General features: G+C 53.6%; 9 protein-coding genes. 1 reads left to right on the forward strand and 8 read right to left on the reverse strand.

All coding sequences use genetic code 11. The annotated features are described in order from the left end of the window. Window positions 1-4: 4 nt before the first annotated feature. From hisS to NFS31_RS06100, 8 genes are all read right to left on the reverse strand, one after another. Window positions 5-1,270, reverse strand: coding sequence for a histidine--tRNA ligase (gene hisS, locus NFS31_RS06065; protein ID WP_160225105.1), 1,266 nt, complete (start codon window positions 1,268-1,270; stop codon window positions 5-7). Window positions 1,271-1,388: 118 nt separating this feature from the next. Further along, window positions 1,389-2,825, reverse strand: a complete 1,437-nt coding sequence (gene hemZ, locus NFS31_RS06070) for a coproporphyrinogen dehydrogenase HemZ (protein ID WP_251492618.1) — start codon at window positions 2,823-2,825, stop codon at window positions 1,389-1,391. Further along, window positions 2,825-3,466: an MBL fold metallo-hydrolase gene (locus NFS31_RS06075; RefSeq protein ID WP_160225107.1), complete on the reverse strand. Its 642-nt coding sequence runs from the start codon at window positions 3,464-3,466 to the stop codon at window positions 2,825-2,827. Before NFS31_RS06075 ends, hemZ begins: the two co-directional genes overlap by 1 nt. A 64-nt stretch (window positions 3,467-3,530) precedes the next feature. After that, on the reverse strand, window positions 3,531-5,816 hold the full coding sequence (locus tag NFS31_RS06080) for a RelA/SpoT family protein (protein WP_251492619.1): 2,286 nt from the start codon (window positions 5,814-5,816) through the stop codon (window positions 3,531-3,533). Between the two features lie 797 nt (window positions 5,817-6,613). Next, window positions 6,614-7,138 carry an adenine phosphoribosyltransferase gene (locus NFS31_RS06085; protein ID WP_251492622.1) on the reverse strand — a complete coding sequence of 175 codons (525 nt, stop codon included), beginning with the start codon at window positions 7,136-7,138 and terminating at the stop codon, window positions 6,614-6,616. Window positions 7,139-7,178: 40 nt separating this feature from the next. Then, window positions 7,179-10,244, reverse strand: a complete 3,066-nt coding sequence (locus NFS31_RS06090; protein WP_251492624.1) for a YfhO family protein — start codon at window positions 10,242-10,244, stop codon at window positions 7,179-7,181. Window positions 10,245-10,290: 46 nt separating this feature from the next. After that, on the reverse strand, window positions 10,291-10,755 hold the full coding sequence (locus tag NFS31_RS06095; RefSeq protein ID WP_251492625.1) for a GtrA family protein: 465 nt from the start codon (window positions 10,753-10,755) through the stop codon (window positions 10,291-10,293). 94 nt (window positions 10,756-10,849) lie between these two features. After that, complete coding sequence (locus NFS31_RS06100; protein ID WP_251492627.1) at window positions 10,850-12,169, reverse strand: aspartate aminotransferase type Ic; 1,320 nt, start codon at window positions 12,167-12,169, stop codon at window positions 10,850-10,852. A 351-nt stretch (window positions 12,170-12,520) separates the two neighbouring features. On the opposite strand from NFS31_RS06100, the gene NFS31_RS06105 reads away from it, so the two are divergent. Further along, entirely contained in the window at window positions 12,521-13,897 is a 1,377-nt protein-coding gene (locus NFS31_RS06105) for an MATE family efflux transporter (protein WP_251492629.1), read from the forward strand. The last annotated feature ends 14 nt before the right edge of the window (window positions 13,898-13,911 follow it).

The following is a 13,911-nucleotide window of genomic DNA, read 5'->3' on the forward strand; positions in this document are numbered from 1 at the left end:
GATCTCACTCTTTCAATGCCTCGCGGTAAAATTCCACGAATTCCTCATATCCCTCTTTTAATAGCTGTTCCTTCTGGAATTTCTTGTTCTTGTTCATCTGCGCCACCAGCACGCGGACTCCGGCCGCCCGCTCCTTCTGGGCCGCCTTTAATACCTCCTTAAAGCGCGCGCTGCCGATCCCCTTTTCATAGAGAAATACCTTTTTCCCCACAGAGCCGGGAATCTGAAAGCCGCTGTCCATGAGGATGGTTATGATCCGCTCAAATCCGATGGAAAAGCCGCACGCCGGCGTATCCACGCCGGTAAATTTGCCGATCAGCCGGTCATAACGGCCGCCGCCCGCCACAGAGCCGCCGAAGCCCTCCATGGACACCTCAAAGATCGTTCCGGTATAATAGCCCATGCCGCGCACCAGGGTCGGATCAAATGCCAGATCAAAGCGGATGTCCGACACATCCCGCACGGTATCCATGATATACGCGAGGTTCTCCGCCCTTTCCGGATCCATGACGCCGGAAAGGGTCTGGCCCAGGGCCCGAACCGCATCCGCCCCGTTTCCCAGAGAGGACAAAAGCTTTGTGTACGTCTCCACGGACTCCGGCGCGTAGCCGAGCTCTAAAAGCTCCTCTCTGACGCCCTCCAGGCCAATCTTATCCATCTTGTCAAGGGTAATAAACACCTTATCCGTATCGCTCTCCGAAAAGCCGCTGTAATCCGCCATTCCCTTTAAGATCGCCCGGTCATTGACGCGGACCGTGTACGCCCTGTCGGGGCAGATGCGCGTGAGCGCTGTCGTGATGGCCAGAATGGCCTCAATCTCCACCTGATTGCCCGCGTCGCCCAGCACGTCGATATCGCACTGCACAAACTGCCTGAACCTTCCCTTCTGCGGGCGGTCGGCGCGCCACACGCTGCCGATCTGCAGCGCCTTGAAGGGCGACGGCAGATTGGCAGCGTTATTGGCGAAATAACGGCACAGCGGCACGGTCAGATCATAGCGCAGCCCCTCGTCCACCAAATCCGCCTCGTCCTTCGCCGTATCGAGCTTTAGCTTCTCCCCCCGCTTTAAGATCCGGAAAATCAGCTTTTCATTATCCCCGCCCTGCTTGCTTGTCAGATTCGCAATGTGCTCCACGCAGGGCGTCTCAATCAGGGAAAAGCCAAAGCTTTTGTACGTCTCCCTGATGATATTCAGCACATAGTCTCTCAGCTCCATCTCCGCGGGCAGGATATCCTTCATTCCTGTCACCGGTTTTTTCTTCAATGCCATAGCCTGCTCCTTATCCACAGCAGCCGCCCGGCCACGCTGAAATGGTTACAGTTCACATCCCTGTATCCGCTTAGCCTGACCGGATGGCTGCGATTCACATCATTACCAGATGCGGCCCTTATCTGAACAGCCGCTCCTTGCGCTCAATCATCTCGTCGATCCGCTCTATGTACTGACCGACCTCCTTCACGTTCTCCGCCCGCTCTATCCGATCCTTATCGGGATAAACCATCTTTGTCGTCGTGCCGGCGCCGCAGCCCATGATCGTCTGCTTTTCCTCCATGATCAGGATATTGTACAGGCATTCCTTTCCCGGCACCGCGTAGCCGACATTCTCGAAATTACCGGCCATATTCTTCTGGCGGTACAGGTAATAGGGCGACATCCCCATCTCTGCCGCGCAGCGGGCCGTTATCTCTATCATCTCCTGCGTATTTTCCGGCTTAAAGCCGCTGTAGCGCTCCTTTTCGATATTCAGCCTGGCCGCGCGCTTGACGGCCAGGGAATGAACCGTCAGGCTGTCCGGACCCAATGCCCGGATTTCCTCCATGGTGTTTCGGACATCCTCCGGCGTCTCGCCCGGCAGGCCCACGATCACATCCATATTGATATTGTCAAAGCCCATCTCCCGCGCCAGATGGAACGTATCCTTAACCTCCTGCACGCTGTGGCGGCGTCCGATGAGATCAAGCGTCTCCTGCTTCATGGTCTGGGGATTGATGGAGATACGCGTGATACCGTGATTCTTTAACACCTTAAGCTTTTCCCGGGTGATGCTGTCCGGCCGGCCGGCCTCAACGGTAAATTCCTGCGCCTCTTTCACCGGAAAAACTGACTCCGTCCTGCAGAGAATGGCGTCCATATCCTCAGCGCTTAAGGAAGTCGGCGTCCCGCCCCCAAAATAGATGGAATCCAGCGTCCTTCCCTTCATCCGGCCGGCTGCATAATCCATCTCATGAAACAGCGCCTTTAAATAGAGATGCGTCTTTCCCTTCCATTTTTCAATCGGAAACGAGGTAAAGGAGCAGTAGAGGCATGTGGCCGGGCAAAACGGAATGCCCACATAGAGGCTGTAGCCGTTCTGATAATCCACACGCTTTAGAATCTCCCGCTCCCGCTCTGCCACATCGATGCACAGTTTAATCTTCTCATCGCTTGCAAAATACGTTTCTTTCATATAGTCCCGGATGAACGCTGCATCGCGCCCCTCGGCCAGTTTTGATGTGGCAATCTTCGCCGGGCGGATCCCGGTCAGCGACCCCCAGGGCAGCTCTTTTTCGGTCAGGCCGCAGAGGAGCCTGTACAGGGAACGCTTGATCGCATTTTTCGCCTGCGTGCGATCCGAAAAATCAGGGCGGATGGATGCAGAATGCCCGCCGCCAAGCGCCATTTCAAAGCATTCGCCCCTCTCCCCTGTCCTGCGCCCCGTAAAGCACAGGCGCGCCTGCCCGGCCTCCTCTTCCCTGTGGGTAAACGTCTCCCCCGGAAAAAAAGCCATCAAAAGCTCGCGGATATCCTGTTCAAAGGAATCATCGTTCAGAAGAATTGCGATCATCAGAGCCTCCCTATATACGAGGCCAGCGGATTATAGAGCTTCTCATCCCCAATCGTCGTGTCCCCCATATGCCCCGGATACACAGCCGTGTCGTCCGGAAGGGCAAAAAGGACTTTTACGATCGACTCTGCTATCTGGCGCCCGCTCCCTGTTGGGAAATCGATCCGGCCATACGATTCCTGGAACAGCGTGTCGCCGGAAAATAAAACCTTTTCAGATTCCACATAGTAGCAGCAGGAACCTCCTGTGTGCCCCGGCGTATGCAGAAGCCTGAAATCATAGCCGGCCAGGCTGGCTGTCTCCTGATCGCTCAGCAGTACATCGGCTTTGAGCGCGCTGCCTCCTCCAAGGAACTGGCCCGTTAAATTTTTACCGGGATCTGCCAGAACCTCTGCTTCCTTCTCACACGCATAGATGGGAACGCCCCACCCGTCCCTCAGCTCCTCCATGGCCATCACATGATCAAAATGGCCGTGCGTCAGCAGGATAGCCTGCGCCTTCACGCCGAGCCTTTCAACCTCAGAGCGGATCCGGCCCGCCTCGTCGCCGGGATCCACCACAACAGCCTCCTTTGTCCCGGGATTTATGGCAATGTAGCAGTTCGTCTGCACCATCCCGACAATCAGCTTTTTTATCTCCAATTTTTATCTCCTCCTTCGCCGGGCTGACGGCCCTTAACCGCCCTGTTCCCGCGATTCCGGTCCGTCATCCGGTCGTTCTCTCAATATCCAGCACTCCCTCAATCTGCCTCAGCTTATCGGACAGCTTATTCAGCTCCTCGATCCCATGGATATCAAAGGTCATGGTAATTGTAGCCTTGCCCTGCTTGCTGGTGCGGACATTCATGGACGTAATGTCAATCTGGCGCTCCGTAAATACCTTGGATATATCCACAAACATGCCGATGCGGTTATTGGCAAATATCTTGATCTCCGTGGAATATTTCTCCCGCCCGGTCGGCGTCTCAGGCTGCTGCCATTCCGCGTCCAGGATGCGCCCCCTCTCCTCCTCCGGAAGGTTGATCACATTGATACAGTCCGTGCGGTGGATCGAAATCCCGCGGCCGCGCGTGACAAATCCCACGATCTCATCGCCCGGCACCGGGCTGCAGCACCTCGAAAAACGGACCGCCAGATCATGGATACCCTTTACCACAATACCGCTCTTCGACTTTCCGGCCGCCAGAACCGGCATCTTGCTCCCCTCGCTGGCAATATTGTCCAGGATGGTTGCGTCTGTCTCCTCCTTCTTGAGCTTCTTGGTCCGCTCCTCCATCATCTTATTGATGACCTGGCCTTCCTTTAAGCCGCCATGGCCGATGGAGGCAAGCACCGAATCCCAGTCCTTATAGGTATACCGCTTCATGACCTTTTCCATGAATTCCGGCTTGTTCAGGTCTGAGAAATTGATGCCCTTTGCACGGCAGTATTTATCGATCATGTCGCGCCCGCGCATGATATTGTCTTCTTTTAATTCCGTCTTAAACCACTGGTTGATCTTATTCTTTGCCTGCGTGCTCTTTACAAGCTTCAGCCAGTCGCGGCTCGGGCCCCTCGAATTCTGGGAGGTAATAATCTCAATCCGGTCCCCGTTCTGGATCACATAGTCAATATTCACCAGCTTTCCGTTGACCCGCGCGCCCACCATCTTATTGCCCACCGCGCTGTGGATGGCGTACGCGAAATCAATCGGCGTGGAACCGCTCGGCAGGTTCTTCACATCCCCGGTCGGCGTAAAACAGTATACGCTGTCTGTAAACAGATCCAGATCGCTCTTTAAGAGGCTTAAAAACTCCTTGTTATCCGACATGTCGCGCTGCCACTCCAGAATCTGGCGCAGCCAGGAAAGCTTGGCCTCCGCACTGTCCGTGGACGTTTTGCTGCTCCCGCTCTCCTTATATTTCCAGTGGGCCGCAATCCCGTACTCGGCCGTGCGGTGCATCTCATACGTACGGATCTGAATCTCAAAGGGCTGCCCGCTGTTTCCAATCAGAGTCGTATGTAGAGACTGGTACATATTGGGCTTGGGCATGGCGATATAATCCTTAAAACGGCCCGGAATCGGCTTATACAGCTCGTGGATCACGCCCAGAGCCGCATAGCAGTCCTTGATCGAATTCACCAGAATACGGACCGCAAACAGATCATAAATCTGATCCAGCGTCTTATCCTGGTTGACCATCTTTTTATAAATGCTGAAAAAATGCTTCACACGGCCGTCCACGCTGGCTTCAATACCGGAATCGACCATGTGCCTTTTCACGTCTTCCACGATGCCCTGTACAAACGCCTCGCGGACCCCCTTGCGCAGGGTAATCTTCTCCGCCAGATCATAGTACACCTGGGGCTCCAGATATTTTAAAGACAGATCATCCAGCTCTGTCTTGATGCGCGAAATGCCGAGACGATCCGCGATCGGGGCGTATATATCCATCGTCTCCCGGGCCTTCTCCTTCTGCTTCTCCGGCTTCATATACTGCAGAGTGCGCATATTGTGAAGGCGGTCCGCCAGCTTGATCAGAATCACGCGGATATCCTTTGCCATGGCAAGGAACATCTTGCGCAGATTCTCCGCCTGGATCTCCACCTTATCCATAGACCAGGAGAGCTGCGTCAGCTTAGTCACCCCGTCCACCAGAAGCGACACCTCTTCCCCGAACATGGCCGTCAGCTCCGCCTCGGTCAGAACCGTATCCTCCACCACGTCATGGAGGATCCCTGCCACAATGGTTTCCTTGTCAAGCTCTAAATTGGCCAGAATGATGGCCACGCAAAGCGGATGGATGATATACGGCTCGCCAGACTTGCGCCTCTGATCCTTATGCGCGTTATATGCGATGTCATATGCTTTTTCCACCATAGAAATGTCATCAGACGGATGGTATTTGCGAATCGCTGCGATCAGCTCCTGGTAAAGCGTCTCCGGACTGGTAAAATCAGCGGGAGCCATGAGCTCCTGATCCAGCTTTTTAATTGTTTCCGAATTTCCCATACTCAATGCCTCCCGGCTTCGGGCTTGTGCGCCCTTGGTTATCGATTTATGAAAGAATAATCACTATTATAATTATATTTGTCAAAAAATGCAATCATTTTGTGGGGGGATGCTTTATATTGGGGTTCTGCGCTTAAGGGCCGCCTTAGAGGGGCCGCCCGCGCCGGCTTTCTATATCCAACGGAACCCCGCTTCCGCCCGGAGAAAAGCACAGCGGACACCTGGTACAGCCCGGCGGTTTTCTACGGGTTCCTTATGGATATAGAAGCCGGCGCGGGCTACGTTACTGGCTGGCTGAAGTTTGGGAGCGCTTTTGGAATTCAGATGTGACTGAAAGATCATTCTTTTCCATTGCGCTTCTTTTCCAAAAAACAAATGCCGGAGCTTTATAGCTGTAGCTTCTTACAAATCCGGACGCCAGTAGCGTCTCCGTGCCTCACATGAACCGTTTTATATATTGTATTGCTATTATTATTTCCCTGCAACCCCTACCTTAATCGGTTTTTCCTTCTTTTTTCAAAAGGCAGCCCGGGTAAGGAACTGTCTCGAAATAACTTCCCATATTCCTTGTCTTTTTCTCCGACAGCGCCGCTCAAAAATTAGTTACATAGCCCGCTATGCGCCTGATTTTTGAGCGGCGCTCCCGATGAAAAATCCTGCGGACTAATGGGAAGTTATTTCGAGACAGTTCCTAAGTGTTAAAACGGCGCAGGGGGACTGACTGCTCCCGCTGCGCCGTCTGTGGGTGCGAACCCTTTTATTTTGAGTAACAGCCCGGTTGGGCAGGACTGTTCCTTTTATTTTCCCTCATAAGTGAGCAGGGCGTCTACCGGATAATCCTTTAATTTCTCTCTGCCCTTTAATCCGGCCAGTTCCATTACGAAGCAGATTTTTACGACTTCGCCGCCCAGTTTTTCGATGAGCTTGATAATCGCCTCCGTCGTGCCGCCTGTTGCGATTAAATCATCCACAATCACAACCTTCTGTCCCGGCGTGATGGAGTCCTCGTGCATCTCAATTACGGCGCTGCCGTACTCAAGATCGTATTCCATGGAAACGGTCTTGCACGGAAGCTTCCCCTTTTTCCTGACCGGCACAAACCCCTTATGGAGCGCATAAGCCGCCGGAACGCCAAAGATAAAGCCCCTGGATTCCGGCCCCACTACCACGTCAAAATCCACATCCTCAAGCGAAGCCAGAAGCCCGTCAATCGCAAGCTTCAAGCCGTCCGGATCCTGCAAAATTGTCGTAATATCCCGGAAAATAATACCCGGCTCCGGAAAATCAGGGATGCTTCTTACATACTCTTCTAACTTTTTCATCTGTCTCTCCTCTTTTCTTTATATGCATTGATACTTCCTTCTAAGCCCTGGATCCTGCTTTTTTAAAACAACAGGCCATTGAAAAAATTTTCCAAAAACAGCATACTATCAAACAAAGGCCAGCCGAAAACACAGCCTGCGCCAGGCAGCGGATCCGTAAGGAACCCCATTGAAAACCGCCGGCACTTAGCGGGGTCTTTTCGAGCTTAGTGCCCGCTGCGCTTTTCACTGAGCGAGAGCGCGGTTCTGTCGGATCCGCTGCCTGGCGCAGGCGTCCCCCCCCAGACTGTCCGAAAACTAACAATTGATGTGACTCTATCCCATTTTCATTACAGTTTTCGGCATTAAAGTGGGAGATGTATTGGCAATTTATGCCTGTTTTCTCATTGTTAGTGGGAGAAAATTTTCCATCCTTTGAGTTTTCGGACAGTCTCCCCCCCCCCCCCGCGGTTCTTTCATCCCGCCTCTTATATTTCTTCGCCCTTCCAAATACCGCAATCAAGACCGCCCACGCCAAAGCCCCCGCGCTTATCACAACCCCCTGCCAAAGCCCCTTCGGCCGGTACGACATCTCCACCGAATGCATCCCTTCCGTAAGCTCCACCCCCATAAACGCATCCAGCATCTTCCTGGCCGGCGCTTCTTCTCCGTCTACGCGGATCTCCCAGCCGGCATCATACGGAACGGAAAAAAACAACACCCCGCCCTGGCCCGCATCCACAGAGCCTCTGAGGAGCGTATCCTCCCATTCTTCTGTCACAAAGGGATTCTGGTTCAGCTTCTCATAGACGGCGGCAAGCCCGTCCTCTTTGAACAGGTATGCGCCCGCGTCCAATATCTCCGGTCCATCTTTGTTTTCGACGCGCACCGTCTCCCCCGCCTTCAGCCATCCTGTCTCTATCAGAAAGCCGCGCTTTACATTCTCAATGGTATCCGTCTTTTCTCCGATCGTCAGCCGGATCGTACGCACCTGGCGGTTTCCTATATAAATATAATACTCCCCATCATGCGCCGCTGTAAAGTGAAAAGTTTCTCCTGACTCTTCTCCCGGGACGTAAACCAGCAGATCCGGCGCCCCGAGCAGGGAGGCGAACTCATTCTGTACATCAATGGGATTCGCCAGATCCAGATGCCACCCGTCCGCGATGATATCCGGCATCATGAAGCCCACGGGCAGTGTGTACGGGTTCTCGTACAGATACGTTTCCCCGGAAAAGCTGTTTAAGGAGCGCCTCGTATTCTCCTGCTTTCCCTCACAGAGGGCATAGCGGATACCAAGCAGGGAGTCTACAAACGGCGTGCTTCCCATAATACTGTATGCATTCGTAGAGCCCTCGCACCCCATCCGTTTGAAAAATTCCGTCATATCCGCGCTGGCCACGGAGGAGAACAGGGAAACAGAAGGGAAGTTCATCCACGCGCCGTCATTCTTGGTTCTGGCATTCGTTTTATCGATCCGGTAAAATTCGCCGTACTCCCGCAGATTGCCGGTCAGGAGGCGGACATCTTCATTGTCCTTTACATACGCCTCCCTGCTGGTGATCGTCACGCTGGTAACCGTCGTGTTGACCGCCGCCTCCACTGCTGTCGCCGCCAGCGTGAGGAGCGCCGCCAGGGTTCCCAGGCAGCGCGGGTTCTGGTAATAGTACATCAGCCCTGTATAGGCTGCCAGAAAAAGGATGGCCACATAGAATACCGCAAAATGGTAGTCCTCCCCGGTCACCAGCTTCTGGGCCAGCAGGATGTAGCAGACCGAACCCCAGAACGCCATCGCGATATGCTTCTTTGGCGTCTGCTCCAAAAAAAGATAGGCGCGGAAACACAGCGCAAGCATCAAAAATATATAGATGAATGACTGACGGCACGGCAGGCTGTTCGGATAATGGAAACCGTGCCAGACAAAATTAAATACATTGATGGAAAAGCTGGCAAAAAACAGCAGTAAAAGGCCGCAGTACACGATCTTTTCTTTTAACGGAATCCGGTTGTTGGCCAGGTATAGGAGAAACAGCGGGAATATGGCCACGCCGCAGTAGATATTCGGCCAGTGCCCCAGCCCGATCTCAGGCTCCACATTCGCGATATGCCTTGCCAGCATATCGAAAATCGGGAAATACATCTCAAAGGCCTTTGGAAAGTTGAAATCTCCCGACGCGGTAGCCTTAAGCGCCGCGATCTCCGGCAACAGCACCGCCGCGGAAAGCGCGCCGGCGAGCAGCGAATACCCCGCAAACTGAAACGTGATCACCGCATAATCCTTCCATCCCTTCCTCCCCTCCAGAAACAGAAGGCAGATAAAATACAGGACCATGAACATGCAGATCATGATGGATATATAATAATTGGACAGGATCGAAAGCCCCAGCATGATACAGTAAAAATATCCTTTTTTCTCATGAACCAGCCGCTCCAGGCCCAGCATGATGAGCGGGAACAGGAGAATGCAGTCCAGCCACATGATATTCCAGCTATAGGCCGCCATGTAGCCTGACAGGGCGTAAAAAACGCCGAAATAACCCGCCCCGAACCGATCCACCCGGTTGTGCTTTTGCAGGTACCAGGCAAAGCTTAAGCCGCACAGGCCCGTTTTCAGGACGATCATGTACGTCATAAACTCAATGACCAGCCCCTGCGGGCACAGGGCTACCAGCCAGTTCACAGGACTCGCCAGGTAGTACGCATACAGCGCCGCAAAATTGACCCCCATGCCGATATCCCAGCTATAAAGCAGGCTTCCTCCTGTCGTCAGCTTATGACGGAATTCGGAAAAAAAGGGGGCGTACTGATGGTACATATCTGTCCTTAAATAGCTTTCCTCCCCAAAGGGAAAGATCCCCCTCTGGGCAAAGATCACGACCAGAATGATCACCGGGACAAAAAATGCGGCCAGAAGCCCGTCCGAAGGGCGCACTAGCCCTGTCTTTAACAGGGATTCCGGTATCCATCCCGACAGCCTTCCCCCCTCCGGTTCCTCCCCGTATTCAGACGTCTCCCTTCCCTCCGGCTGTTCCCTGTCCTCACAGGGCTCCTCGTCCGCAAGCAGCTCCTCTATCTCCCCCATGTCTCCGAAATCTCTGTCGATCCCGGGCATCTTCTCCCTGTCCATGGACATCAACCTCCTGCCTGGCTGTAATGCCGCCCTTTTTTCGCTGTCAGCGCATTGACTGCGCAGACTCCGCTGAGTGATCGCGGTTTTCACTCTTCCTGAATATGAACAGCTTACTGAATACATAATTCATAACCAGAGAGATCGCCGATACCGCTGCTTTTCCCAGCCATTCATTCCAGCCAAGCCAGTCCACGACCGCCACCATAAAAACAATGGTAAAGACCCCGGTAAATGCCCGGCATGAGACAAAAGAAATAAACTCCCTCGCCAGCGCGGCCATGCCTAAAGCCCGGCTCCGGAACACAAACAGCTTATTCGTAATAAATGCGAAGAGCACAGCAGACGCCCATGAAACAGCGGTAGAAAACGCAACCGAATACCCGGGCCAGCGCACGATCCGGTAAACCGCCCAGTCCACCAGCGTTGTCAGAACCCCGAATATCACATAGGAGATCGTCTCTCTGTTTACAAACCTTTCCCACAGTATTCCCATTTTTTCCCTGAGCATATCTGTTTCCTTTCCGAAAATATTCAGCCACAGCAGGAGGCATTGAAAAAGGTATGGGCAGCCTCTCCCCGGGACGCCCATACCATATCATCTATCAGTTCTCGCCGGCCTGCAAGGGAACAGGCTGATCCATCTCATGCAACAGCTTATTGACACTGACAATCTTCACGCAGAGCGTAAACAGCCGCGATGCAGTCACCAGATCCTGAAGCGGCGGATAGGACGGGGCAATGCGGATATTGCGGTCGCGCGGATCCTTTCCGTATGGGTAGGTAGCGCCCGCGTCGGTCATCACCACGCCGGCCTTTTTACATTTTGCCACAATCTCTTTCGCGCAGCCGTCCAGTGAGTCAAAGCAGATAAAATAGCCTCCCTTGGGCTTGGTCCAGCTCCCGATCCCCAGCCCGCCGAGCTCGTTCTCCAGGATCTCCTCCACTGCCTCAAACTTGGGCCGCAGCACATCCGCATGCTTTCTCATGTGCTCTACCATGCCGTGGATATCCTTGAAATAGCGCACATGGCGGAGCTGATTTACCTTATCATGGCCGATGGTCTGGATGCGGAGCTGCTTTTTGATATCCTCCATATTGTTGTGGGAGGTAGCGATCGCCGCGATTCCGGATCCGGGGAAGCTGATCTTCGAGGTGGAAGAAAACTTATATACCATATCCGGGTTCCCGGCCCTCTTGCACTCTGCCAGAATCTCGATCACATTGTCCTGCTCGTCGTCGTATAAATGATGGATGCCGTAGGCATTGTCCCAGTAGATGCGGAAATCCGGAGCGGCCGGCTTAAGCCTCGCCAGGCGGCGCACCGTCTGATCCGAATAGGAGGTCCCGGACGGGTTGGAATACTTTGGCACGCACCAGATCCCCTTAATGGTGTCATCCGAGGAGACAAGGCGCTCCACCATGTCCATATCCGGGCCGGCCTCGTCGAGCGGGATATTGATCATCTCAATACCAAAATATTCCGTGATGGCAAAATGCCTGTCATAGCCCGGCACGGGGCACAGGAATTTCACCTTGTCAAGCTTACACCAGGGGGTATTTCCCATAACGCCGTGGGTCATGGAACGGGAGATCGTATCATACATCACATTTAAGCTGGAGTTTCCATAAATAATGATATTGTCCGGCGCTACCTCGATCATATCGCCGATCAGCTCCTTGGCCTCCTTGATTCCGTCCAGAATGCCGTAATTGCGGCAGTCCGTGCCGTCCTCACAGGTCAAATCCATCTCGCTGTTTAACACATCCATCATGCCCATCGAGAGATCAAGCTGTTCCGTGCTGGGCTTTCCGCGGGACATGTCCAGTTTCAGATCCTTTCCCTGAAATTCATGGTACTCCGCAGCCAGTCTTTTCTTCAGCTCTAACAGTTCTTCTCTCGTCAATTCGCTGTAAGGCTTCATCCCTTCAATTCCTCCTTCTGTCTTCTATGTGTTCATGTTATGCGGTTCAAAAGGCCGCTCCTATTCTTGCAGGCGCAGCGGCCGCAAATAGCGGATGATTCGTGTCTCAGTATCTGCGAAATGCTGCGCCAGCCTTCTGATCCTGGTATCCTTTGTCATAAAAGCCGATGCAGCCGGCTTTTAAGCTGAATTAATGATATCATAAACAGAGATTCCCTGACAAGCATATTTTGATTGACAGTAATTTTAATATAAGCTATACTGGTTAGCATGCTAAATTCAGGGACAAAATCATCGTTCCTGACTCTGTCCTCTCCGGGGGATACATACAAAACATAAGGAGGAACTGCCATGTCAGAAACTGCTTACAGCGGCGAAAACAAGATGGGCTCCATGCCCATTAATAGGCTGCTTGTCTCCATGTCCCTGCCAATGATTGCATCCATGCTTGTCCAGGCGCTTTACAATATCGTGGACAGCATCTTTGTAGCGCAGATCAGCGAGAATGCCCTCACAGCCGTGTCTCTGGCCTTCCCGGTGCAGAGCCTTTTAATTGCCGTGTCCTCGGGCACCTGCGTCGGAATCAATGCGCTTTTGTCGCGCTCCCTGGGCGAGCGCCGCCAGGACGAGGCAAATCTGGCGGCGGCCAACGGCGTATTCCTGGCCGTCATAAGCTGCGCCGTGTTTGCCCTCTTCGGCATCTTCGGCTCGCGCATCTTTTTTGCCAGCCAGACCGTGACCCCCGAGGTCATCGAATTCGGCGCGCAATACCTGACGATCTGCCTCATCTGCTCCTTCGGCATCTTCGGGGAAATGACCTTTGAACGCCTGATGCAGTCCACGGGGCGGACCTTTTACAGCATGATCACCCAGGGGACAGGCGCCATTATCAACATTATCCTGGATCCCATCATGATCTTCGGCCTCTTCGGCTTCCCGCGGCTCGGCATACGGGGCGCGGCGATCGCCACGGTTACGGGGCAGATCATTGCCATGCTGCTGGCTGTGTACTTAAATCACACCAAAAATCCCGACATCCGTCTCTCGCTGCGCGGTTTTAAGCCCAATAAACGCGTCATCGGCCTCATCTATACCGTCGGCGTGCCCTCGATTGTCATGCAGTCCATCACTTCGGTTATGACCTTTGGTATGAACCGGATTCTGATCATGTTTTCCGAGACGGCCGTCTCCGTGCTGGGCGTGTATTTCAAGCTCCAGAGCTTTATTTTTATGCCGGTATTTGGCCTGAACAACGGCCTGATCCCCATCGTAGCCTACAATTACGGGGCGGCCAGCCGTAAGCGCATCATGGATACCATAAAGCTCGGCGTCGCCATCGCGGTCGGCATCATGCTCTGCGGCCTTATCATCTTCCAGGCGTTCACGCCGCAGCTTCTGGGCATGTTCAACGCCTCCCCGCATATGCTGGAGGTCGGCGTCCCTGCCCTTCGGATCATCAGTTTAAGCTTTTTGTTCGCCGGATACTGCATCATCATCGGATCCGTATTCCAGGCGCTCGGAAACGGAGTGTACAGCCTGATCGTGTCTGTTGCCAGGCAGCTTTTGTGCATCCTGCCCCTGGCCTGGTTTTTTGCAAATACGTGGGGCCTCCATGCGGTCTGGTATTCCTTCGCGCTGGCAGAGCTGATGTCCCTGACGCTCTCCACGCTGCTGTTCCGCCGCATCTATGTAAAAAAGATCCGGGGACTGGACGCCCGCCAGGCTTAAGCGCGGCTTAAGCG

Source organism: Otoolea muris (assembly GCF_943193115.1).
Taxonomy (GTDB): domain Bacteria; phylum Bacillota; class Clostridia; order Lachnospirales; family Lachnospiraceae; genus Otoolea; species Otoolea muris.